The 20,929-nt window shown below is 43.9% G+C and carries 21 protein-coding genes and 1 tRNA gene; 16 read left to right on the plus strand and 6 right to left on the minus strand.

Annotated features, from left to right (window positions below; all coding sequences use genetic code 11):
- Window positions 1-14 precede the first annotated feature (14 nt).
- On the minus strand, window positions 15-1,241 hold the full coding sequence (locus tag HFE01_RS19880) for a Ger(x)C family spore germination protein (protein WP_107734771.1): 1,227 nt from the start codon (window positions 1,239-1,241) through the stop codon (window positions 15-17).
- 12 nt (window positions 1,242-1,253) lie between these two features.
- Window positions 1,254-2,870, minus strand: coding sequence for a spore germination protein (locus HFE01_RS19885; RefSeq protein WP_107734772.1), 1,617 nt, complete (start codon window positions 2,868-2,870; stop codon window positions 1,254-1,256).
- A 235-nt stretch (window positions 2,871-3,105) separates the two neighbouring features.
- On the opposite strand from HFE01_RS19885, the gene HFE01_RS27650 reads away from it, so the two are divergent.
- The 5 genes from HFE01_RS27650 to HFE01_RS27400 all read left to right on the plus strand — a co-directional run bounded on the left by HFE01_RS27650 (window position 3,106) and on the right by HFE01_RS27400 (window position 5,478).
- A complete protein-coding gene (locus tag HFE01_RS27650) occupies window positions 3,106-3,234 on the plus strand; it encodes a hypothetical protein (protein ID WP_260631833.1) in 129 nt (42 codons plus the stop codon).
- A gap of 23 nt (window positions 3,235-3,257) precedes the next feature.
- A tRNA-Thr gene (locus tag HFE01_RS19890) sits at window positions 3,258-3,324 on the plus strand.
- 950 nt (window positions 3,325-4,274) lie between these two features.
- A complete protein-coding gene (locus HFE01_RS19900; protein ID WP_017428058.1) occupies window positions 4,275-4,670 on the plus strand; it encodes a YmaF family protein in 396 nt (131 codons plus the stop codon).
- 479 nt (window positions 4,671-5,149) lie between these two features.
- Window positions 5,150-5,374: a phage terminase small subunit-related protein gene (locus tag HFE01_RS27395; RefSeq protein WP_017428057.1), complete on the plus strand. Its 225-nt coding sequence runs from the start codon at window positions 5,150-5,152 to the stop codon at window positions 5,372-5,374.
- On the plus strand, window positions 5,371-5,478 hold the full coding sequence (locus HFE01_RS27400) for a hypothetical protein (protein WP_017428056.1): 108 nt from the start codon (window positions 5,371-5,373) through the stop codon (window positions 5,476-5,478). The genes HFE01_RS27395 and HFE01_RS27400 overlap by 4 nt, the downstream gene beginning before the upstream one ends.
- A gap of 345 nt (window positions 5,479-5,823) precedes the next feature.
- Here HFE01_RS27400 and HFE01_RS19910 read toward each other — a convergent pair whose 3' ends face one another.
- Window positions 5,824-6,735 carry an AraC family transcriptional regulator gene (locus HFE01_RS19910; RefSeq protein WP_107734773.1) on the minus strand — a complete coding sequence of 304 codons (912 nt, stop codon included), beginning with the start codon at window positions 6,733-6,735 and terminating at the stop codon, window positions 5,824-5,826.
- A gap of 162 nt (window positions 6,736-6,897) precedes the next feature.
- On the opposite strand from HFE01_RS19910, the gene HFE01_RS19915 reads away from it, so the two are divergent.
- The 7 genes from HFE01_RS19915 (at window position 6,898) to HFE01_RS19945 (ending at window position 13,831) form a co-directional block, all read left to right on the plus strand.
- Window positions 6,898-7,659 carry an SDR family oxidoreductase gene (locus HFE01_RS19915; RefSeq protein ID WP_107734774.1) on the plus strand — a complete coding sequence of 254 codons (762 nt, stop codon included), beginning with the start codon at window positions 6,898-6,900 and terminating at the stop codon, window positions 7,657-7,659.
- A 210-nt stretch (window positions 7,660-7,869) separates the two neighbouring features.
- A complete protein-coding gene (locus HFE01_RS19920) occupies window positions 7,870-8,697 on the plus strand; it encodes a TIM barrel protein (RefSeq protein WP_017428054.1) in 828 nt (275 codons plus the stop codon).
- 16 nt (window positions 8,698-8,713) lie between these two features.
- Complete coding sequence (locus HFE01_RS19925; protein ID WP_017428053.1) at window positions 8,714-10,060, plus strand: amino acid permease; 1,347 nt, start codon at window positions 8,714-8,716, stop codon at window positions 10,058-10,060.
- Between the two features lie 161 nt (window positions 10,061-10,221).
- Window positions 10,222-11,235, plus strand: coding sequence for an SIS domain-containing protein (locus HFE01_RS19930; protein ID WP_019685995.1), 1,014 nt, complete (start codon window positions 10,222-10,224; stop codon window positions 11,233-11,235).
- Window positions 11,236-11,330: 95 nt separating this feature from the next.
- Window positions 11,331-12,113, plus strand: coding sequence for a fructoselysine 6-kinase (gene frlD / locus HFE01_RS19935; protein WP_153794577.1), 783 nt, complete (start codon window positions 11,331-11,333; stop codon window positions 12,111-12,113).
- 63 nt (window positions 12,114-12,176) lie between these two features.
- Entirely contained in the window at window positions 12,177-12,905 is a 729-nt protein-coding gene (locus HFE01_RS19940; RefSeq protein ID WP_016819462.1) for a GntR family transcriptional regulator, read from the plus strand.
- Window positions 12,906-13,180: 275 nt separating this feature from the next.
- Window positions 13,181-13,831, plus strand: a complete 651-nt coding sequence (locus HFE01_RS19945; RefSeq protein ID WP_025363877.1) for a glycosyl transferase — start codon at window positions 13,181-13,183, stop codon at window positions 13,829-13,831.
- A 355-nt stretch (window positions 13,832-14,186) separates the two neighbouring features.
- On the opposite strand, the gene HFE01_RS19950 is transcribed toward HFE01_RS19945, so the two are convergent.
- Complete coding sequence (locus HFE01_RS19950; RefSeq protein WP_107734776.1) at window positions 14,187-15,167, minus strand: SPRY domain-containing protein; 981 nt, start codon at window positions 15,165-15,167, stop codon at window positions 14,187-14,189.
- A gap of 370 nt (window positions 15,168-15,537) precedes the next feature.
- On the opposite strand from HFE01_RS19950, the gene HFE01_RS19955 reads away from it, so the two are divergent.
- Window positions 15,538-16,353 (plus strand): DUF2935 domain-containing protein, encoded by an 816-nt coding sequence (locus HFE01_RS19955; protein WP_107734777.1) that lies wholly within the window; start codon window positions 15,538-15,540, stop codon window positions 16,351-16,353.
- 202 nt (window positions 16,354-16,555) lie between these two features.
- On the opposite strand, the gene HFE01_RS19960 is transcribed toward HFE01_RS19955, so the two are convergent.
- The gene (locus HFE01_RS19960; RefSeq protein ID WP_016819467.1) at window positions 16,556-17,098 is read right to left on the minus strand and encodes a GNAT family N-acetyltransferase; all 543 of its coding nucleotides are present in this window, start codon (window positions 17,096-17,098) and stop codon (window positions 16,556-16,558) included.
- 463 nt (window positions 17,099-17,561) lie between these two features.
- On the opposite strand from HFE01_RS19960, the gene HFE01_RS19965 reads away from it, so the two are divergent.
- The gene (locus HFE01_RS19965) at window positions 17,562-18,161 is read left to right on the plus strand and encodes a dienelactone hydrolase family protein (RefSeq protein WP_164965246.1); all 600 of its coding nucleotides are present in this window, start codon (window positions 17,562-17,564) and stop codon (window positions 18,159-18,161) included.
- Between the two features lie 109 nt (window positions 18,162-18,270).
- On the plus strand, window positions 18,271-19,386 hold the full coding sequence (locus tag HFE01_RS19970) for a hypothetical protein (protein ID WP_238799309.1): 1,116 nt from the start codon (window positions 18,271-18,273) through the stop codon (window positions 19,384-19,386).
- A 12-nt stretch (window positions 19,387-19,398) separates the two neighbouring features.
- Here HFE01_RS19970 and HFE01_RS19975 read toward each other — a convergent pair whose 3' ends face one another.
- On the minus strand, window positions 19,399-20,088 hold the full coding sequence (locus HFE01_RS19975) for an ArsR/SmtB family transcription factor (protein WP_019686005.1): 690 nt from the start codon (window positions 20,086-20,088) through the stop codon (window positions 19,399-19,401).
- Window positions 20,089-20,186: 98 nt separating this feature from the next.
- Here HFE01_RS19975 and HFE01_RS19980 point away from each other — a divergent pair, with 98 nt between their 5' ends.
- Entirely contained in the window at window positions 20,187-20,825 is a 639-nt protein-coding gene (locus HFE01_RS19980; RefSeq protein WP_019686006.1) for a flavin reductase family protein, read from the plus strand.
- The last annotated feature ends 104 nt before the right edge of the window (window positions 20,826-20,929 follow it).

The raw sequence follows: 20,929 nt of genomic DNA on the forward strand, positions 1-20,929 counted from the left end.
TTTATACAAATGGGTTAGGATTGAGTACCGATATGCTTCTGTAAGAGTCCAGGACGCTGAATCCGTGCATCCACTCGAATGTCGAGTTCTATCTTCTTAAACTCCTGATCCCAGTTTTTTTTCACCGTCTCCCACTCCCTTGGGAACCTCCGGTGAATTCGGTCAGCAAAACCAGTTGCGTCTACACCAAGTTCCTGAAGTTTAGTCCAGCCCTCATTTATCGTACTGGTCACTTCTTTTGCAATCTCTTCTTCCAAATCATGTATGATCTTCGTCTTGGAAATATCTTTAGTGCACGTTGTTTCATTTAAAGTTCCGTTAATTTTCACTCTAACCTGCATAGTGTAATGAGAACTCGTTTTTCTGGGTGTAAGTTTTACACCAGCAGAGTTTACTAATATAGAAGAGTACATTTCCCTACCAGGTTGTTGGCTGCATGGGAATGAAATTTCGGTGTTGTTAACCTTTTGAGACAGATAAGATACTCCCAGACTCTCTTCCTTGTCGAGAAACCCTTTGAACTTTCCGTTTTGGAATATCGCCAATTTAGTTAATGCCAGCTTGAGCGGGGCCGAGGTTTTTTTGAAGACATCCAGACTCTCTGCTTCCTTCTCATCCTGATAATCCCTTTCTCCGATTATCTCGGCGACAGGTACTCCAATGGATTTGGAATCCGAGTTCATGCTTAATACGAAATCATAAACCCTAACTTTCGGAAACACCGATAAAATATCGCTCTCTTTGTCGACCAATTCAGCCATGGCGGCGCCTTGAAGTTTATCAGGCGGCAATAATTTCTTTAATAGATCGGATGCTAGTCCGTCCGTTACAATCATATTTACCATCTCTCTCGCTTCCGAATTACGAAGATAAAAATCGATTAGACGGTCCATTCCCTTCTCAGCCGCTCTTTTACCGATAAATACAACACGATTATGTGCTACGTAAATTCGTCTTGATGTTTTTAAATTGCTGTACGCTAACGCCTGGTTATAGGTTTTGGACTTTACAGAGAATACATGGGATGCCGGTTGAGGAGACCCTCCGGTTCCTCCTCCGGTACCACTTGTAATGGCAGAGGGAACAATAATCTGATAGGACACCATCCACTGTCCGTCATCCATCATATCTACTCCTGTAGCTGCTGTTACCCACAGCTCATTCAGTTCGACTCGGTTCCAGCACCCCGCCAAAATGAATAGTATGATCAAGACCAAAATAAACCTGCCTAATTGGGACATATCGGTTCCTCCTTACGCCATAGGGTCTCGGCCGTGTTCCCCCGCTTGTTCTGCATATGATTCCTGTTTCGTTGCCTGCTTTACTGGATTGGAATCCCCAATCATTATAGGCCGCTTCTTCATCTTCCACCTAGGTACACGCACAAACAGGTCTTTCATATTGCTCGTATAGAAAGGTGCGAGCGGCATCATATAAGGAACGCCGAACGAATTCACAGATACTAATCGAACGAGTATGGGAATCAAGCCCGCCAAAACGCCGTATAACCCAAATAAACCTGCTAACAGCATGAGTCCAAACCTGAGCAAACGAACAGCCCCCGCCATATTGATTGCAGGTAGCACAAAGTTGCAAATGGCTGTGAATGATACCACAATGACCATAGCTGCGGAAACCAATCCCGCCTGTACAGCAGCTTGCCCAAGAACCAAAGCCCCAACAATAGAGATTGCAGGCCCTACGGCGCGCGGCATTCGTACACCTGCTTCGCGGATAACCTCGAAGGTCAGCTCCATTAACATCGCCTCAAGCAAGGCTGGCAATGGTGTATTTTCTCTCTGTGCAGCCAGAGTGATAAGCAGTGTTGTAGGCAGCATTTCCTGGTGAAACGTAGTTGTTGCAATGTAGAACGAAGGTAATAGCAATGCCAAGAAAAAGGATGACATCCGAACGATCCGCAGAAAAGATGCCAGATCATAACGCTGGTAGTAGTCCTCGCTGGAAGCTATAAATCGAAAAAAGGTTACGGGAGCAATCAGGGCAAATGGGGTCCCATCAACCAATATCGCTACTTGCCCTTCAAGTAAGCTGCCTGCTACAGTATCCGGGCGCTCGGTGTTAACCATGGTTGGAAAAGGTGTCCATACCCCATCTTGAATAAATTCCTCGATATATCCACTTTCGAGTATACTATCAGTGTTGATGGAGTCTAATCGTCTGGATATTTCCTTAACCACCTCTGGATTTGCAATGCCTCGAACATATGCTACCGATACCTTCGTCTGCGTGTATGATCCGATAATTCGAGAATCAAAGTGGAGTTCAGTTGATTTGATCCTCCTCCGGAGGAGCGTGATATTGGTGGAAATATCCTCTGTAAACCCCTCCTTAGGGCCGCGAACTACTGTCTGCGATGTTGGCTCCTCAACTGCTCTTTTAGCCCCTCCACTGATAGAAGCAGCAAAGGCCTTGGTGCTGCCTTCGACGAGGATAGCCACCTGTCCATAAAGAACGGCATGGATAAGCGATTGCTCATTGTCAAGACAAGTTATACCCCCAATAGGAATACGATCCATCAACCAACTTTCGACATTACGATCAGAGACATCTCCATTTCGAATACCTGCAGTGAGCTCCTCCAGCAGTGTCGTTAAAATTTGCTGATCAATCAGGCCTTGAAGAAAACCTACAGCGAGAACCGGATTGCCCTGCTTATCATTCAAACAACGAAGAATGAAATCCCCGCTATGCCCTATTTCCTGGTTTAGTACGGTCACATTTTCCTTAAGCGTGCCACTCAGCTCTTTGGATATTTTAGTCAATTTTTCGTCATTAACTGGTTCAGAGTTCATGCCATTTTTAGATCGTGAAGGCTGTTTAAACAGCCATTTTTTTAACTTGTCAACCATGCCATATAGTTCCCTTCTAGATATCAGTCAACTGTAATATGCTGCTATTCCACAGTTTATATGTACTGTTCTTGTCAAAAGATGGTCGCATACCAATCCATTGCAACTATGTTTATATTGTGGAGAGGTCCATTAGCTTAACGTCGCCGTTCAGTCTACAAGCTTTCAGCAGACAGCCGTAAGATGCCATCTATTAAGGAGCTGGAAGCGTACAGAGGACATAATAGTTAGGTTTATGGGGGCGGATAACTATACTACGGGATATCGTCATCTGGAGGGCTGGGATTACAATCAAAAGAACATCATGCTCGCAGGAGACGAGAAGGGGACTTTGGAGAGCATTAGGGCGAACGTAATTCAATAATTACAGACTTTGGGGGTATGTGGGTACTAATGGGAACTGTACCGGAACGCACTCGTAATGCGTAGGCCGGGGGTTCAATTCCCTTCACCAGCATCTTATAAAATTCAAGTGCAGCGCGGCTTCCAGGCTTTTTGGAGGTCGCGCTTTTTGTTGGAGCGAGCATTTTTCTAACGTTCCCTTATGGTGGATGAATACCGAAAGCGGGTTGCACCAATGGCTGCCAAGTGGAATGAATAGCGCAAAAGCAAAGTCAATACGGTACCGCCGAAAGATGGGGAGCCAGTAAACGGTCAGCAAGAAGAACAACAACATGACGACGGTGTCGCGATGAAGGAAAGATATGGATGCAGATAAGCATCGGCTTGAGCAGCGGCCAGATAAGGATTCCAAAGCTGGGCTAAAACACAAATATTAACTATGCATTAACGCCTAAGGGAAAATTGAATAGCATACACCGTAACGAAAAAGTTCCTGAGGGAGTGGGTAAAATGAAGAATGCAAATCAAAATAGACAAAGTGGGAAACGTGGGTTAGGAGGACCGACGTATCTACTAAATCCAAATCAAGTGGCCTCGTTTATAAATCAAACGGTTGACTTTACACTTAATAGTGGGCAAAGAGTTTGTAGAGTCTTTATACATTCTGTATCACCCGAGACTAACCCTCAAAACTCAACTTATGGAGACTTCACCTATCTAGTTTTCCAAAATGGGAAGTTCTATATGATATCAAATAATGCAGCTAACATCTCACAAATAGGATTGGCCGGTTCAATTTGTATGTAAAATAAAGTGAGCACTCTAAACGGAGTGCTTTTTCTTTTGCATTTATTCGACAGGATGTAAGCCATTTTGAGTGCTCTTTCCGTTACATGGGAATGCCGGAAGGAGTGCAGAAGAGAACAGAGAGAGGGCATGCACACGCTCTGACAGCCTATTAGCCACCCACCCGAATAGTGGAAACCAACCCCAATAACCTTTTGAACATTTACACTACCTCTTTCATAGTATACGGCAGTTGATAAAGAGAGGAGGCTACTGATGGAAATACCAATAACAGGTTTTGTTGTTCATTCCGGTGATTCCGGTTCTAACCATTCGCATAAGCTTTTTATTAGTTCGTGGGATGGTAGACCAGTTAATGTTCACGTACATCCTTTTAAAGGGAATACATCACTTGATGTGGGACACTACCATCATTACGCTGGGGTAACAGAACCAGCTCCAAGTGGTGTTCCGCATGTTCATAATTATTATGCAGAAACATCATTTAACGATCAACATACGCATTTAATTAGAGGAACTACAGGACCAGCTATTCCCTTGACTGGTGGCGGGCATTACCATCATTTTGAAGGGTATACAACAGTAAACGGTAGAATTCCTCATGCCCATAGGTACAGTGGAAATACTGGAGATGAGAAAGAATATCGATAGTAATCAATTAGAAAAACTCAACCCGCTACAAATAGTGGACTGATGGAGTTGGTGCTGACGCTCAGATAGCAATTTGGATGGGAGTTTCAATTTAGAAAGCACTAGAATTTTAACTGCAAGGACTTATTGATGAAATGAGTGTATATTTAGCTCCTGTAGTAGAGGCAGGTACGAACCAGCAAACAATTGTTGAAGTAATGCCCAAATATGGTGAAGCTGCGGCCGCTATACTGTAACGTCCCCCTGATTATCAGCGTATCCTCCGGCTGAATAGCGGCCCGCCACGCGTGGCATTTTTGCGGACTTCCGCTATTGCCGTGCCCCAGATGAACTTTAATTAAACCAAGCTATCAAACAAAGGAAGAAAGCTCCAACCTTTTCTGGTTCGGGGCTTTCTTTGTTTTGCCAAAGGTCACATCATATTATTAAATAAATTAAAATAATTGCATTTACATTCGTGGGGGTGGTGATTGTGTAACATGGCGAGAGAACGGAGTCCTGAGCGGGACAAGGCAAAACAGATGTGGCTAGAGAGTGACGGAGCGAAGTTAGCATTGGAGGAGCTTAAACATAAGCAGAGTAACTCCTCGCTAACCTTAACTGGTGGCGGGATATTTTCTTTCTATTTACCTGCATGCCCAGTCACAGTGTGTATTCACACATATATTAAGGTGACGACAAATAAAGGAGGGCTAAAGTTATGAGTGGATGCGCAGGTCCAGCTGTTTGCGGTGCGTGGACTTCTACAACAGCAATCTTGGTGCTCTATATCCTTTTGGTTATCATCCTTAAATCATGTTGGGTGTAACTTTTTGAAAAGATTGTATACATCCCGCATTCATCAAGTTTCTTCCGAGATTTGCCCGAAATTAAATTAGATAGAGAGCTCTGCTAACCTTATGGTTGGCAGAGCTTTTTAATTAAAGAAATTGCTTACGTTACGGAGAATTTTAGTTCGCCTGGGTTCGTAGGCGCCGTTTGTTGGTCCCTGTGTTTATGGAAAAGAACGGGGAACAGGGTAATAATTGAGAGAGGACAAGTTAGGGAATTATCTACGAGACAGACCCTATAATCCGAGGTCTAGGATACCCGTTACGGATTACTGCCGGTTAGTTTAACGGTGTACTTTACTTCCAAATTACAGGGCGATGGGCTATTTATTATTTAAGGCAGAACCAATATTGAATTCTATGTCACGCAGGTGACTGATATCTCTCATCGGTGGGCGTCCGAATAAGCGGGCGTATTCTCGGTTGAACTGGGAAGGACTTTCGTAACCGACGCGAAATCCTGCCGTAGCAGCATCGTAGCCTTCCTTGAGCATCAGCCGACGTGCGCTCTGCAATCGAATGATCTTTTGATACTGTAGTGGGCTCATACCCGTTACTCTTTTAAAATGCTTGTGAAAGGTTGTTGGGTTCATGTTCACTTTTTTTGCTAACTCTTCAATGACTAACTGTTCAGAATAGTCACGATTGATTACATGTATTGCATTTGAAATACCTTGTGCATAGCTTCCGATCACAACGAACTGCCTGAGGAGCGCTCCTTGCTCTCCCTCCAGCACACGATAAAATATCTCCCGGATGTAGAGTGGAGCTAGTATCTCGATATCCGTGGGTGAATCTAAAAGATTGACGAGGCGTAGAATCGCATCTAACAGAAAGGAAGTGGACGGATTAACCAAAATGCCCCTTCCTGTGTCTCCCTTTTTCTGTGAACTAGATTTCTTGCTTATATCTATAATGACATCAGGGCTAAGTGTTAATTGTAAACTTAGGTACGGCAACTGCGGAGAAGCATGAGTAATTTTCCCAATCACTGGTAGATGTACGGATGCGACCATATAACTGGACGAATCGCATATGAAGCTTTCCCCAACAAATGTGACGGTTTTAGAGCCTTGGGCAATTACGTAAAGAGAGGGCATGTTGAGGGTATGCGTCGGTTCCGTTTCCGCGGATGTGCGCCTGAAACAAAGCTCTGAAATCGCAGTTTGGTGTAAACCGTCCGTAGACGTATGCCGTGCAATTTGCTTAGCTAACTCCGTAATGAGTTGGTTCAAACTTATTCACCAATCCTTTTTCATTTAAGCTGATATGAATATTGTAACTCAAACTAGACAGGATTAGGCAAGGAACGCGTATGAATCGTCTACCTGCTTTATTTTGATATTTCTTATAATTCAAGGCGAAAGACAATTTCCAGATGAAAGAAGGATTCGACTATGAGATTAATCCAGAATACAACCTTGTCCGGAATCAAAGATAAAGTTGTTGTTATTACGGGTGCAAGCAGTGGGATTGGTGAAGCGACTACGCTTTTACTGGCTGAGCATGGGGCAAAAGTCGTACTTGGGGCACGACGACCTGATCGTCTTGAAGCTCTTGCGGCCCGTATCGCGGAGGCTGGGGGTGAAGTCGTGTATGCTAGCACAGACGTCAGACGGCGGGAGGACGTAAACAAGCTCATCCATTTGGCATGTGAGCGATTCGGCACGATTGACGTTCTCGTGAACAATGCCGGCGTGATGCCGATTTCCCCCCTTGATGACTTGCGTGTAGAGGATTGGGAGAACATGATCGACGTCAACATTAAAGGTGTTTTGTACGGCATCGCCGCAGCACTGCCTGTCTTTCGCAAGCTGGGTTCCGGACATTTCGTCAATATTGCTTCTACAGCGGGACATAAAACTGTACCAAACCAGTCCGTTTATTCCGCCACGAAATTCGCCGTCCGCGCCATCTCCGAGGGTTTGCGACAGGAAGCTGGTGATAAGGTGCGGGTAACGATCATTTCACCCGGTTTGGTTCGGACGAATTTCGCTGAAGGTGTGACGAATCTGGAGGTGAGGACCCGGCTCGAAGAGTCTCGTGACCAGTTCGCAATGCCACCGGAGGCGATTGCCCGTGCCATTGCGTACGCGATCGAGCAGCCGGTTGACGTTGATGTGAACGAGATCGTAATTCGCCCCACATCTCAAGTGTAAGGTATAAGGGGGATGATAAGTAAGCCAAACGAGCAAATGTACTCGTTGAGGCTTGCTTTTTTTTGCCCCTATAGGAGCTGAGCAACCCACATTAAGAACCGGCTGAATGGCTTTTATTTATTTTTAAAAAGGCATTGAAATCTTTGTAACCCTTAGTTATAATACAAGACATAACAAATTAAAGCGCTTACATGAGAGGGGGTGAAGCAAATGAAGATTGCGGGAATGAATATTACGTATAGGCATTTTCCTTTCGAGCACTTCCTAGATCACGTGACTGAACTCGGGATCGAGCACATCGAGTTGTGGGCGGGCGAGCCTCATTTATACGTCTATCGGAATGTTCTTGGCAACTTGAGGCACATAAGGCAGCAACTGAAATCCCGAGACATGAAGGTCGTCTGTTATACGCCGGAACAGTGTGTCTATCCCTTCAATATTGCTGCTTCCGATTCCCAACTGCGGCAGAAGAGTATCGTATACTTCATAGATAATCTGTACGCGGCTCTGGAGCTGGAGACCAACATGATGCTTGTGACTTCAGGAATAGGGGACTTCGCTGTATCGCAATTGGAATCATGGAAATATGCAAGCGACTCCATCTATCAGATATCCAGGGTGGCGGAGAAGGAAGGGGTGACTTTAGCGTTGGAGCCTCTGACCCGATTCGAATCGAATCTAATTATCGATGCTAAGGGAATCAAGAGGATGCTGGAGGAGATTCGTTCCCCCTCATTAAAAGGGATGATCGATACCGTAGCGATGCAGCTCGCTAACGAGACACCCGAAGATTATTTCTCCCTACTTGCGGAGATGGTTCATTTCCACCTGATTGACGGTGACGGCTTGTCTGATGCGCATCTTGCTCTGGATGATGGGGTGCTGAATTGGCGGGAATATCTAACCAGTCTTCAGAGCCATCATTACGAGGGAGCTTGTACACTAGAGATTATGGGGTTCAATTATTATCAGAATCCACAGGAAGTACTTAGGGAATCAGTCAGGAAAATAAGGGGAATGGAAGTCTTATCACCTTGATTTGGAGGAACTCGTTATGAGTAATGACTCTCTTACACGAAAACTGGGCTTTTGGTCGGCCCTAGCCATCGCTGTTGGAACTACGGTAGGTTCCGGAATCTTCGTCTCTTCCGGTGATGTCGCAAAAGCTGCGGGTATGCCTTCGATCTCAATTCTAGCCTGGATTATTGGTGGAGTTATTGCGATTCCTCAGGTCATGGTGCTGGCTGAGTTGGCGACTGCCTACCCGCAAAATGGAAGCGGTTACGTATACTTGAATAAAGCAGGATGGAGGCCTTTGGCTTTTCTATACGGATGGGCAACCTTCTGGGCCCTCGATCCTCCGTCCATTTCAATTATGGCTCTGGCCATTGTTGCATACCTGGCGAGCTTCTTCCCTTTCTTCGTTGGAATTGCCGGTAAACTGCTAGGAGTAGCGATCATTCTGATCATCACGTCCATCCATTACCGTAGTGTTAAGGCAGGCGGTAGTTTTCAGGTCATTATTACGGCTATCAAAATCATCCCTTTCCTGATTGTCATTGTGCTGGGCCTCATGTATATGAACTTTGACAACTTTGCTTACACGCCCGTCGCAGGAGCGACAAGTTCAAGCTTAATTGGTGGCGTATCTGCCACGACGTGGGCTTACACGGGAATGGCCGCCATTTGTTTTATGGCTGGAGAATTCAAAAATCCAGGGAAAGTTCTCCCTCGGGCCTTAATTAGTTCGGTACTGATTGTATTGGGTTTATATACGCTGCTTGCGGTATGTGTCACCGGCCTAATGCCGTTCGATAAACTGATGGGTTCCAGCTCCGCTGTGTCCGACGCCGTCAAGTACATCCCCGGATTATCCGGCATGGCCTCATCTTTTGTAGCTGTTACCGCGATTATTGTTATCCTGGGTTCCTTGAGTTCTTGCATTATGTTTCAGCCTCGCCTGGAGTATGCCATGGCGAAGGATGGGCTGTTCTTTCAGCGTTTTGCGAAAGTTCATCCCAAATTCGAAACACCAAGCTTTTCGATTATTGCTCAGGTTACGTTGGCCTGTATTCTTGTGTTCTTCAGCAATTTAACCGAACTGCTGGGTTATTTCACGCTGATTCAGCTGGTCATTAACATTCTGGACTTTGCCGCGGTCTATAAATGCCGTAAGAGAGAGGATTATAACCCGATTTACCGCATGCCAATGTGGAGAGTAACTACTATCCTGGCTATCCTTGGGGCAGGATGGCTGGCTTGGGGAACCTTTACGTGGGCTCCAGTGCAGGGCATGATTGCCGCGGCGATAGTCATCGCAACGGGGTTGCCTGTGTATTACTACTGGGAGAAGAAGTATGGATCTAAAAGCAGTCATGACAGTAGTAATATAGTGACTTAGTCCGGATGAACTGAAGGGGGGCCGATGCTGACTCGCTGATTTCCTTCAGATTTAACAAAAATAGTTGTTTTAATTGTATTGTCTGATTATGATACTATATATAATAAATAAAAATGGATGATATTGGAGAGGAACCGATCCAGTATAGGGAGGGAACGTAAATGTTGAATTTTGACGAACAGTTATTCCTTAAGCTTGTGGAACAAGAGGGCCTGGCCTTTAGAGGACAAATTGAAGAGATTGTAGACGGGATTGCCAAGAAAGGGTACAGCAATATTTTTCTGATTGGTGCGGGTGGCACAATTGCGATGATGTATCCTTATGAGTATATTCTGAAATCAAACTCGACCATCGATGTGCATGCGGCGATTGCTGCTGAGTTTATGGTGATGAACAACAGACATTTCAGTAAGGATTCCGTATGTATTTTTACATCTGTGTCGGGAACCACGCAGGAGACCGTTGCGGCAGCCGAGTTCTGTAAGGAACGGGGAGCGACTACGATTGCACTTGTGGCAGAAAGGGATACTCCATTAACCAAAATTGTAGATCACTGTATCACAACCGGCTCGGAGAAACATTCCTTTGATACATTCTTCATGCTCCTGTACATGGTTGTGTTCCGGTTCATGTATAACAACAATGAGTTCCCTCAATATGAACAGTTCACGAAGGAAGTTGCCTTATTGCCGCGTGCGATTCTGGACGCAGTCAAAACCTTTGACCCTAAAGCGGAAGCTTTTGCAAAAGAACATAAAGATACTGACTATCATATGATGGTTGGCTCCGGCAACCTGTGGGGGAACACGTACTCCTACGCGATGTGTATCCTGGAAGAAATGCAGTGGATTCATGCGAAGTCGATTCATGCGGCGGAATTCTTCCATGGCACGCTTGAGCTTGTGGTTGAAGATACCAGTGTTATTCTGCTGAAAGGCGAAGATGAGACAAGACCACTGATGGATCGGGTGGAAAGATTCGCTGAGAAGATTACGAAGAAGCTGACCATTATTGATACCAAAGACTTTGCCATGGAAGGCATTAGCGAGGAGTTCAGAAAGCATTTTGCCGTAAGTATCAACTGGTCTGTACTAAGCCGTATCAGCGCCTATCTGGAGCGTGAGAGAAATCATCCATTAACACTTAGAAGATACTATCGCCAAATGGAATATTAAGATACGCAGTCTTTAGTTCATTCTATATTGATGCATTTGATTTGAGCACTACTTCGTAGTGCTCATTCTTTAATAGCAGGGAAGGCGGGAGCAAGATGAGAATCATTACAGTCGGGGATAACTGCATGGATGTCTATCAAGCAAGCGGCAAAGCCTATCCTGGAGGCAATCCGGTGAATGTGGCCGTCTATTTAACTGAAATGGGTGCAAAGACGGCCTATCTGGGCTGGGTGGGCACCGACATTTATGGGGAGATCATGATCCAGGCTATTCAGGACAAGGGTGTGGATACTTCCCGAATTTTAAAAAAGGACGGAAAAACAGCGGTAACCTACGTGGAGATGGTGGAGAATGACCGGAGGCTCGGCGAATACGACGAGGGAGTTATGGCACAGTTTTTCCTTACAGCAGAAGAGATCGATTTTGCTGGCCATTATCAGCTTGTCCACTCAGGGATATGGGGCCATGCCGATCCGTACTTTCCTCTCTTTAAGGAAAAGGGCCTGATCACTTCCTTTGATTTCTCGGATCAGTTGCAGGATGATCAGGTACAGACATTAACGCCCTACGTAGACTATCCATTCTTTTCGTACACTCAGGATGATGACTATATCCGCCAACTTTTGGTAAAGGTCAAGCAAAGAGGAGCGCAGATTGCTGTGGCTACCTTGGGGGAGAATGGTTCGCTTGCTTACGATGGGGAACAATTCTTTCCACACGGCGTGGGTAAGGTGAACGTCGTGGATACGATGGGAGCTGGCGATTCTTTCATTGCCGGGTTCCTTTACGGTAGAATGAAAGGGTTTTCAACAGAGAACTGCTTGGAGCTTGGGACAATTACAGCTGGGAAGACGATAGGTTATTTCGGTGCATGGTGACTGGAGATGATCATCAATGTATAATACTTATTATAATCATTGATGGATAAGGATGAATTTACCATGAATTTGAATCCTTCAACCCCCCAGCCGCTGTACATGCAGATCAGGCAAATGTTGAAGAACGATATCCAGGACGGACGGTACAAACCGGATGAACAGATTCCAACCGAAGCAGAACTCTGTGATACTTATAGTGTAAGCCGAATCACTATACGGAAAGCAATTGAGGAGCTTGTACGGGAAGGAACCCTGACGCGAATTCCTCGTAGAGGCACCTTTGTGGCCTCCAACAAATTTCATAATGAACTGTTATCCGTAAGCGGTTTCTCGGAGTTCAGCCACCAGCTGGGCATGATTCCAAACTCACGGATATTAAGAAGCGAAGTAATCCCGGCATCTGAAGAGGTGGCTGGACATCTTCTTATTGAAGAAGGCAGCCCTGTGTTGGAGCTTGAACGCTTGATGTATGTAGATGACCGCCCGCTTTTTTATGATATAGCCCATTATTCGCTGACCCGGTTTCCGGATTTGGAAAAAAAGATCGCAATGAAAGAATCGACTTACAAGATTCTGGCGGAGGATTATAACACCGAGATCGTGAGCAATGACAAGATCATTGATGTGATCGGTGCGACTAAAGATTATGCGAAATTTCTGGAATGTGATATCGGGGCGAACTTATTCCGGATATTGAAAATTGCTTTTGATGCAAACGATGAGCCTGTTCATCTCTCTACATTTATGTGTGAGACGAATCGGGTCAACCTGACGGTCCACCGGGCAAAATAGGTTATGCCCATCAGCATGGCTTATTTTCCAAAAAGGATTTAGCTTCGAAACGATTATACGGGTACTCCAGGACGTAGCTTTATTCATCAGAATTGCTTCTTTTACTTGGACCATGGAGTCATAGGCTCTGCTGGCTTACCACCGGCAGGCCTTTTTTGTGTGTTGAAATACGAAATCAAGTTTTTGTAAGATGATTGCAGGGGTGGTATAGAATTAGATATTTCAACCATAATAAGACAGCCTGTTTAATCCAAACGTAAGAGGAGCAGAAGAATGTGAAAAATAAATGGTTACTGGCATTGTCGTTAACCTTGGCGCTCGTTTTTAGCATGAATCCACTAGTTGTCGTGCAAGCGAAGGCGGGGGAGGATAAGGGGAACATTTGCCTAAGTCCCAAAATGGTGCAACTGAAAGTCGATATGCAGAAGGTATGGATCGATCATACGATATGGACGAGAAGCTATATTGTCAGCGCCATATCTAATCGTCCAGACCAAAAGGATGTATTGGACCGACTTTTACGGAACCAACAGGATATAGGCAACGTGATTAAGCCTTATTATGGGGAAGCTGCTGGGAATAAGCTGGCTGATCTTCTGAGAGAGCATATTTTGATCGCAGGGAAAATCGTAGCGGCTGCCAAAGCGGGCAATCAGGCGGACGTGAAAAAGCTAGAGGCGGATTGGCATACAAACGCCGACGATATTGCTAAATTTTTAAGTGAAGCGAATCCGAACTGGCAGTTCAAAACGCTACAAGATATGCTGTATACGCACCTTCAGTTGATTACGGAAATAGTCCTTAACTGTATCAAAGGAGACTGGAAAGCAGATATTGCCGCAACCGATAAAAATGAGATCCATATGATTCATTTAGCGGATATCCTGACAGAAGGCATTGTCAAACAGTTTCCAGAAAAATTTTAAGCGAGTGGTGCAGTCGCCGCAAAGCAGATTAGCTTTTTATAATCACCCCAAAGGTGGCTATGAAAAGCTTTTTTCATGTTATGAGATAGACATTACCTGACAGCTAGCGTTTCTTTGGAAAAGCATAATAATTAATGACTTTTAATTAGAGTATGAACAAGGGTACACTAAAAATATGGATCTTAATCCAAATCAAGTTGGAAGGCAAGTGTAGGTTTATTGAAAATAGGCGGTTTACAAATCTTTTGCCTAAAAGGTATATTGTACGTAAAGCAATTTAAGCGTGACTTAGATATGAGTAGATGAAAAAAGGACTTCAATGGCATATTAGCCGATATGAAGTCCTTCATAAAGTTTATTTGGTTGAATACTCACTTACTTCGAATGTGAGAATTTTGTTGAAGATTACGTAGTCTTTGCGATTGCTGAACGGGCCTTTGTTATTATTATGTTTATCGATGGCAAAGAATGAAGCACCTCTGCCCGCATCTTTAGCGTCATACCAAGCGATGAAGGCATTCAATTCTTTTTTACTCAGATCGAATTCTTTATCAAATCCATTGTCCATCGTTACAGTTAGAATGGCGCGGTCACCAGTTGGTTGTGAGGAACCATCTGTATCCGACGGATCTGGCGTTGTGGATGACCCAGGTGTTGTAGATGAACCAGGCGCCGTAGATGGATCAGGTGTTGTAGATGGATCGGGTTTTGTAGATGGATCCGGTGTTGTGGACGGATTAGGTGTTGTTGATGTACTTGATTCTTGGTAAGGCAAAAATCCTTCGGGAATTGGATATTTAAAATCACTTGCCCCAAAATTAGCAGTATAAGTAGCAGGTTGATCTTGAGGGTTTCTTATATAAGGATATACAGTCTTACCTAGTGAAGAAGGAGTATATTTCGAGACCCCTTGTGAGATACCATTTTTATAAAAGGTTAGTGTGTCATTTTCTAGATTTAAAGCAACAGATATAACATCATTTACTGTATACACATTCCCGTAACTATAACTTCCAGCTTTAATAGAGTCATTTGTAGGCCCATAATTTACTCCGTTATACCCTTCATACCTAATTGGTGGTTTGCCTGGACCGAATAATCCAACTTCACCATATCCACCATCAAGCTTTATCTCCCAATACCATTTCCCTGAGCTTTTACCTACATTAGCAATATCGGTTTGGTTCCATTCAGTTATGGTTTTTGTTAGAGATCCATCGGACCAAGTCACATTTGTAGTCTCAGCTTTTGTAACAGTGGGGAACAATGAGAACACCGAAGCTCCAATAAGAAGAGCTAACACTATTGTTCCTAGTTTTTTATAAAGATTTTTCATGACTTCCTCCTAAAATTATGTAATAACAAGTGAATTATAGAACTTGAGTGGGATAATTGTCCAAACATTAAATGATATATATTCAAATATGAGTTATATTATGGAATTTAATTTTTCGTGAGGATCATGGGGGAATAGTAGAGGAGATTAAGCCAGAATCGGCCAAGATAGCAGGTAAAATTTTTATGAGAGACCAGCTTGAGTTTCGGGTAGACTTGGTAGCGGAAGAAAACCCTGAATGATTTAATAACTCCGGCTCAATTTCGGAATTGGATTCGTATGAGACGTTGAACTTCGATATTCATAATGACCTGTCATATCCCATATGACTAAGTAAGTGCTTTTTTGCTCATTTAGAGGAGGGATATCATTGGATGCATTTGTTTCACGCTCATTAGATGAAATACGTTTTTGGTCCAGGATTATGAAGGAGCATTCCTTTTTTCTGGGGTTAGGCTTTAGAGCGGAAGATACTCAACTTAAAACAGAAGCCAATCGGTTTTACGCTATCTTTGAGGATATTGAGAAAAGATCGTATGAATTTAATATCAATACAGATCCTTATACAATCAAAGGGTTTAATACGGAAGTACAGAATGCGGCGACAAATATTTGGGCATTTAAGAGAATGGTATTGGGGCTTATATTACAATGCAAACTTCCTGGACAAACCAATTTCCCCCTGCTGGTAGATCATGTAAGCCGGGAAGCGAATTATTTCAGAAATCGTTTAGGGGAACTCAATTCAGGAACGCTTGAACCATTACCTGATGCTATTATTGATGAAAATATTTTTTTCTTAAAGATCATGGCCGATCACGCAAAATTCATAGGCCATTTGCTGGATCCATCCGAACGCAAACTGGTTGAACAAGCTAGGGAGTTTAGTAATGACTTTGATACACTGATGTTTCAGGCGATTGATTTAAGTTATATGCGTCCACAGTCGCAGACCGTTCCACTTCTGAGTCAATTTGTGGATGAAAACCGTATCTCTGTTAAGTCCTTGCGAGATTTTAAGAAAACAGCGCGTGATTTGATTGACGAGTGCCGAATAAAAAGCATTATCCATCCTCTATTAGCTGATCATGTATTTCGTGAAGCTGAGCGCTTCCTCTTTATTCTCGAAATGTTTGATCAGTCCTTATCCGGCGTTAAGGTGAATAAGAAAGAAATCATGCACTGAGATTCCCAGCAAAACGAATATAGTTTCTGTAAAATGTGCATTGGAAATAAAGTTTTAGATTGAGCAAAAATTCAAACAGCGGCAGAACAAGACTTAAAAAGTAAAGTCTTAGACTGTCGCTGTTGTCATTCAACTAACGCATTCTAATAGGTTGTCATAACTTTTCTTTTCCATTAACTTTCGAGACCAATATTCACTAAACTTAGATATCCTCTGATGGATTGATAATCGCCAGAACCTGATGGTCCTCCCACTTTCCATTAATTTTTACGTTGCTTCGAGAAATGCCTTCTTTGTGAAAGCCAGCCTTCTCAAGCACACGGATGGACCCTGGATTCCGAGGAGAGGCTTCTCCGACGATCCGATGAAATTTTAGTTCATCGAAAGCGTAGCGAACCACCTGCTTCACCGCCTCCGTCATATAACCCTTGCCGTTATAGGCTTGGTCTAGGCTGTATCCGATCATACAGCTCTGAAGTGGTCCCCTTACTACAAAAGATAGACCTATGCTGCCTATAATCTGATTGTCTTCCTTGTGGCACACTACGAAGGAATATTTCCGATCCTCTACCATGTCAGCCTTACTCTTAATAATCGTTTGGAGCTGGTGCTCCTCCGTATAGTGCTCTTCTTGGTGGTTTGGCGAAAACGTATCAAAGAATTCCCGATTGCGTTTGTACATTGCTGTCAATTCTGTGACGTCCACTTCTTCTGGGAACCGGACGTATACTTGCTGCTCCGACATCTGTATCCTCCTTCCATACGATAATACTGAGAGAATTATATCATAGGGTGAAGATGTAGAATTGATTGGATGAGTGGTGTATGCCAGGTAGCATTTCTCAAGATTTCAACTAAAAATATATAGCGAAATGATCATATTGGATATAGTATTTTCTAAAAAAGGGAGGTTAGGAATTATGAATAATGCTTACGAAGTGCTCGAAGAGCGAATATTCGAATGGGAAACTTCTAATGATGAAATATAGCGATTTATATCGTAGGGTCCCGGGCAAGAGAATAAGCCCTTTGATGAGTTTTCTGACTCGATAAGACGGGAAATGGCAACCACATCATCCCTCAAACCACAATAATCCCAGATACTCCTCCGATATCTGAAGAGGCTTATCTACAGGTTGTTAATATAAGAGTATAAATATGCGTATCCGGATGAATTGTTTTCCCATATTCAAACCTAGGGGGGCAACATGATAAGCATAGATAAGAAGTCGGACACCCTCATTGTCGTGCTGCATGAGATTTATGGAATTAACCAGCATATACAAAATTATTGCAGCTTATTATCGGATGAGAATTACGACGTCATTTGTCCAAATTTAATAGGCAAAGAAACGCCTTTTAACTATTCGCAAGAGGAAGCTGCCTATGCCCATTTCATAAAAAATATAGGATTCGAACGTGCTTCTTATCATATTGAAAGTTTATTGTTAAGTATTCAAGCTCGCTATAAAAAGGTATTTATCGTCGGGTTTAGCATCGGGGCAACGATTGCCTGGCTGTGTAGCAAAGAAAAATATGTTGATGGAATCGTAGGATACTACGGCTCTCGTATTCGAAATTATTTGGAAATAACTCCACATTGTCCAACACTACTTTTTTTCCCACAGGAAGAAATATCATTTAATGTGGATGAGCTCATTTCAGCTTTAGACAACCATAATATCCGGGTACATAAATTCAGCGGACAGCACGGATTCAGTGATCCGTACTCTCCCCGATATCACGTACATTCAGCTCAGCAATCATTTATCGAAATGGTAGAGTTCTTCAGGAAGACTGATCAATAAAAGCAGTCGTTTGCTTCCAGCCCACACCTTTTTCACTGTTCTAGGGAAACGCACAGTCATAATGTGCGGATTAGTCATATGTATATACATCATTGACTATGAAAAGGAGATGTATGTGGCTGTGGCTACCTTTTATCAAGCTTTCAAGCTGAAGAGTCGGATATGGCGAACGATGCTCAAACGGAACGGAGTAACAGGGATTGGAGTAGGTTATGCTGATCCCAATAGACCGGCAAAGGGCGCGGCGATTGTGGTATACACCTTGAGAAATCTTTCGGCTGTGACGCAAACCAAATTGCAGGCAGTAACTCATAATATAAGTCAGGCTTCTGCGGTACCTATCCGAATTTTAGGTGTGGGTTCTTTCAAAAGGGAAGCGGCGACTCCTACCCAAACGAACCCACGCCAAAGATGGCGCCCCGTGCCCGGTGCGGTCAGTGTAGGAACAACGGTTCCCACCACTGCAGGAGGAACCGGAGGACTCATTGTTATTAAGAATAATACTTTGTTTATTTTGAGTAATGCCCATGTCCTAGTCCCGACGAATACAAATCAATTTCACAATACCATTCAGCCTTCTCCGGCAGATGGCGGCAGAACGGCGGATCAGATCGGGAGAGCTTTTCAATTTGTCCCGCTTACTACGACAGGTGTTAACTTTCAGGACTCTGCCATAGCTATTGCCAATTCAAATAGTCTGCTTAATCCGAGGTATCTGATTAACCAAAGTGGTGGTCTTATTACCGTGCCTGGGCACTTATTAAGTTATCGTCTGGGGATGACGTTTAAAAGAATGGCTAAAACAAACGGCTTCGCCAGAGGAGTCGTGGAGGCGATTGGCGTGGAACAAAGAGTGAGGGGCGATTCGGGAATCGAGATTTTCCGTGATCAAACCGTCATTCGTTTTACCCAGGGACGAACTGGACCTGGAGATTCGGGTTCCGTATGGCTGAATGACAGTAACGATCGGCTGAACAATTATGCAGCCGCAGTTCATTTTGCCGGATCTACTGATGGAATGCGTTCTGTATCTTTCCCAATTGAACGGGCGATGAGAACCTATGGAACCTTGGTTGCCATTCCGGCTGCTGCTGGAGGATATAAAGCAGGTGTGGCAAAAGGAAAGGCTCCAAAAAACAATTATGCCTATGTCCGGCCATTGACGAGAAAACAAAGGTCCTTGTCTCCAGTCATAACATTCAATGCGGGACAAGAAAAGCATTAGAACTATGATTACTTAGCCGATCTCTATCGAAAATACCTCTTTAAAACCTCTTTTACCCTCGGCTGTAATGCGTATCGCTCGGGTTGTGGGCAGATGCTCGACCCAATGTAATTCGAATAATCTGTCTAGAAGAGCACTTCCTAAAGCACCGGCAAGATGATGGCGTCGTTCACTCCAATCCAGGCATTTATGTGAGAAGGAGCGACGCTTTTGTCTTGTGTTCTTGAGGTTGATCTGAAAGTCAGCAAAGAAAATCTCTCCTTGTTGGGTGATATGAAGTCCGTCCTGATCCTCGGAAAGAATCCCCTTTTGCATGAAAAAACTCATGAGCTGTACGCCTAAATGACCCGCAACATGGTCGTAGCAAGTTCTTGCCAACCGTATGGCCTCGTTTTCGGAGGCTTGCTTGAATGACTTGATTGGAACAGGTGGAGCTATGGACAAAAGTGACTCCATCACCTGGGCAACCTCGGGGTCTTGAATGCCATAGTAACGGTGCCGCCCTTGTTTTTCTACAGTAATGACTTGTGCTTCGGTCATTTTAGCCAGATGGAAACTGGCGGTTTGCGGTTTGATGCCTGCCATATGGGCCAGTTCACTTGCCGTGTGGAATCTGCCGTCTAATAGAGCGGTGAGAATGGCTGCACGGGAAGGCTCGCTGACAAGAGAAGCAATCATGGCTACATTCGATTGGGTGCTCATGGCACGGTTATCCCCCTTTGTAATCCATACTTCGATGAAGGTTGAAATGTTTACATTTTACAATAAGGAGGCAGATCTGAACAGAAGGAGAATAAAACATGGACCCAATGAATCCAATAAATCAGATGAATCGTACCCCAAGCATAAAAACGATAAACCCTAGCATTTTATATTACGGAACCCCTGTGATTTTACTCAACACGCTGAATGAGGATGGAACGACCAATATTAGCCCTATTTCCTCCTCGTGGGCATTAGGAGATTGTGTGGTGTTAGGTATTGGAACAGGTGGCAAAGCATTAGAAAATATGGAGCGTCATCCCGAATGTGTAATCAATGTTCCTGGGCCTTCCATGTGGGAAAATGTAGAGCGTTTGGCTCCTTTTACAGGCAAGAATCCCGTTCCAGCGGAAAAAGAGAAAAATGGATTTTCATATCAAAAAGATAAGTATGAGATCAGCGGACTGGCTGCGATTGAATCGAATAGAGTCAAGCCCACCCGAATCAGGGAGTGCCCTATTCAAATTGAAGCCAAGGTGAAGGAGATGCGGATTCCTGACCATTCTCCTTATTTTGCGATCGTCGAAACCCAAGCCATACAGGTGCATGTTCATCAGGATATCATCCTCGGAGAGAATCATATTGATCCAGCAAAGTGGAGTCCGCTCATCTATAATTTCCGCCATTATTTTGGTCTGGGTGAGCATTTGGGCAAAACCTTCCGATCCGAAACTTGATGTTTCAATAAAACAATAATATCATACCTGAATAATGAGAATTATCTTCCCAAATCGTTCTTTTTGTGCGAGAATAGTTGAAAAATCATCCAAGACTACGCATA

The organism is Paenibacillus sp. EKM10P, assembly GCF_011800655.1.
GTDB classification, from domain to species: domain Bacteria; phylum Bacillota; class Bacilli; order Paenibacillales; family Paenibacillaceae; genus Paenibacillus; species Paenibacillus polymyxa.

Coding starts and splice junctions, on each gene's coding strand:
- HFE01_RS19880 (WP_107734771.1), bottom strand. CDS start 1,241: ATGTCCCAATTAGGCAGGTTTATTTTGGTCTTGATCATACTATTCATT.
- HFE01_RS19885 (WP_107734772.1), bottom strand. CDS start 2,870: ATGGTTGACAAGTTAAAAAAATGGCTGTTTAAACAGCCTTCACGATCT.
- HFE01_RS27650 (WP_260631833.1), top strand. CDS start 3,106: ATGGGGGCGGATAACTATACTACGGGATATCGTCATCTGGAGGGCTGG.
- HFE01_RS19900 (WP_017428058.1), top strand. CDS start 4,275: ATGGAAATACCAATAACAGGTTTTGTTGTTCATTCCGGTGATTCCGGT.
- HFE01_RS27395 (WP_017428057.1), top strand. CDS start 5,150: ATGGCGAGAGAACGGAGTCCTGAGCGGGACAAGGCAAAACAGATGTGG.
- HFE01_RS27400 (WP_017428056.1), top strand. CDS start 5,371: ATGAGTGGATGCGCAGGTCCAGCTGTTTGCGGTGCGTGGACTTCTACA.
- HFE01_RS19915 (WP_107734774.1), top strand. CDS start 6,898: ATGAGATTAATCCAGAATACAACCTTGTCCGGAATCAAAGATAAAGTT.
- HFE01_RS19920 (WP_017428054.1), top strand. CDS start 7,870: ATGAAGATTGCGGGAATGAATATTACGTATAGGCATTTTCCTTTCGAG.
- HFE01_RS19925 (WP_017428053.1), top strand. CDS start 8,714: ATGAGTAATGACTCTCTTACACGAAAACTGGGCTTTTGGTCGGCCCTA.
- HFE01_RS19930 (WP_019685995.1), top strand. CDS start 10,222: ATGTTGAATTTTGACGAACAGTTATTCCTTAAGCTTGTGGAACAAGAG.
- frlD (WP_153794577.1), top strand. CDS start 11,331: ATGAGAATCATTACAGTCGGGGATAACTGCATGGATGTCTATCAAGCA.
- HFE01_RS19940 (WP_016819462.1), top strand. CDS start 12,177: ATGAATTTGAATCCTTCAACCCCCCAGCCGCTGTACATGCAGATCAGG.
- HFE01_RS19950 (WP_107734776.1), bottom strand. CDS start 15,167: ATGAAAAATCTTTATAAAAAACTAGGAACAATAGTGTTAGCTCTTCTT.
- HFE01_RS19960 (WP_016819467.1), bottom strand. CDS start 17,098: ATGTCGGAGCAGCAAGTATACGTCCGGTTCCCAGAAGAAGTGGACGTC.
- HFE01_RS19965 (WP_164965246.1), top strand. CDS start 17,562: ATGATAAGCATAGATAAGAAGTCGGACACCCTCATTGTCGTGCTGCAT.
- HFE01_RS19970 (WP_238799309.1), top strand. CDS start 18,271: ATGTATGTGGCTGTGGCTACCTTTTATCAAGCTTTCAAGCTGAAGAGT.
- HFE01_RS19975 (WP_019686005.1), bottom strand. CDS start 20,088: ATGAGCACCCAATCGAATGTAGCCATGATTGCTTCTCTTGTCAGCGAG.
- HFE01_RS19980 (WP_019686006.1), top strand. CDS start 20,187: ATGGACCCAATGAATCCAATAAATCAGATGAATCGTACCCCAAGCATA.